The organism is uncultured Campylobacter sp. (assembly GCF_938018145.1).
Taxonomy (GTDB): domain Bacteria; phylum Campylobacterota; class Campylobacteria; order Campylobacterales; family Campylobacteraceae; genus Campylobacter_A.
Window position 1 is genome coordinate 1 of the sequence record NZ_CALIII010000143.1, and the last position, 1,871, is coordinate 1,871.

Genomic DNA, 1,871 nt, shown 5'->3' on the forward strand with positions numbered 1-1,871 from the left:
CTTGAAAAGCGCATAAAGCTAACCGAGACGATGTGCCTTGGGTATTATTAAATTTGACTGCAAAACCCGCTCAAATTTAACGCCCGCAATACTACGCCGAATTTATTCTGCAAATTTCAACCGCCCCGATCAGTGCAACATAAAATTTAATTTTCGTAACATTTTATAAATTTATTTACGTTTTTACTCATATATCGTAAAATTTTATAGCTTAAATTTTAAAATTAATCAAAAAATATAATACAAAACTCTATAATCGGTAAATTTAAAACCAAAAGGAGAAAAAATGAAACTATTTTCAGCTCTAGCTCTATGCGCGGCGATGATGATCAGCGCGCAGGCAGCGGAAAAATACAAGATCAAGCTCGCCTCCACGTACGAGAGCAACGTGCCCGTACTAGGCGACGCTCCGAAGAAATTTAAAGAGCTCGTGGAAAAGATGAGCGACGGCCGTATCGAGGTTCGCGTCGACTATCCGTCCAAGCACAAGGCGGCGTTTGCGCTGCTTGATATGGTCAAAAGCGCCCAGTACGACGCGGCTTTCACCGCTAGCTACTTTTATAAGGGCAAGGACGCTAAACTCATGCTCTTTACGACCGTGCCTTTTGGCATGAACAAGGCCGAGCAAGACGCCTGGTACGCATACGGCGGAGGCAAGGAGCTAGCGCAAAAGGTCTTTAACGAGTACGGCATCGTGACATTTCACGGCGGAAATTTCGGCATGCAAATGGGCGGCTGGTTTAAAAAAGAGATCAAAAGCGCGGACGATCTAAAGGGACTAAAACTACGCATGACCGGGCTTGGCGGCGAGATAATGGCAAAGCTAGGCGTAAACATCAACACGATCCCGATCGGCGAGCTATACATGGCGATGGAGATGAACACGATCGACGCCGTCGAGTGGGTCTGCCCCGCGATCGATATAAATTTCGGCTTTCAAAAGGTGGCTAAATTTTACTACACCGGCTGGCAGGAGCCTGCGAGCGAAAATGAATTTTACATCAACAAAAAGCTCTGGGACAAGCTACCCGCCGACCTTCAAGCCATCGTAGAGACTGCGACCAAGGCCGTAGCGGCCGATGTCTACGAGTCGGCGGTCTATCAAAACTCGCTGGTTCTTGATAAAATCAAAAGCGAGCATCCGGACGTGAAAATTGCCTCGTTTCCGCCCGAGATCATCGCCGCACTACGCAAAGCCACGGACGAGATCCTAGACGAGCTTTCGGCAAAGGACGCGACGTTTAAGGAAATTTTAGACTCGCAAAAAGCCTTTATGAAAAAGGCTAGGGTCTGGACGCAGATCTCCGAAAACAGCTACATAAACAGCACCGCGGAGTAATCTCTGCTAAATTTAACGAGCCGTCCGAGTAAATTTGACGGCTCGGCTAACGCAAATTTGGTGTTAAATTTGGCCCGATTTTAGCTTGACGTCAAATTTGAACTCTAAATTTTATCAACGCTGCTTTGCTTAAATTTAACCGACAAATGCGCCAAAGCAGACCGCCGTTACTTGCATATCTTAAACTTCTCGAATTTTAACCCAAATAGTGCTAAAATCACCAAACACCTAAATTTAAAGGAAAGCCATGAAAAATGTGTCTAAAATTTGCCTTTTGGCTGTAGTTTTTTGCGGTATTGGCGGCGCAAATCTAAGCGCTCAAACGACGAAAGCCTCGCTAATGGAAAAAACGGTAAAAGAATTTTACCAAACAAACTACGGCGACGGCGAAGTGCAACCTATCACCTCGGAGTGGCTGACTCCCGAGCTTGACGGGCTCATTTACGATCAGTTCGGCTCCGCGCTCGGACGTCTGAGCGGCGTAGAACACGTATCGTCAGATCTAGATCTCGACCCTTTTATAGGCTCGCAC

General features: G+C 46.3%; 2 protein-coding genes. Both read left to right on the top strand.

The genetic code is table 11. From position 1 onward, the window contains the following. The first annotated feature begins 286 nt into the window (after positions 1-286). Complete coding sequence (dctP, locus tag Q0338_RS03285; RefSeq protein WP_298085514.1) at positions 287-1,339, top strand: TRAP transporter substrate-binding protein DctP; 1,053 nt, start codon at positions 287-289, stop codon at positions 1,337-1,339. Between the two features lie 247 nt (positions 1,340-1,586). Next, positions 1,587-1,871: hypothetical protein (locus Q0338_RS03290; protein WP_298085515.1), on the top strand; the 285-nt coding region annotated here is incomplete at its 3' end.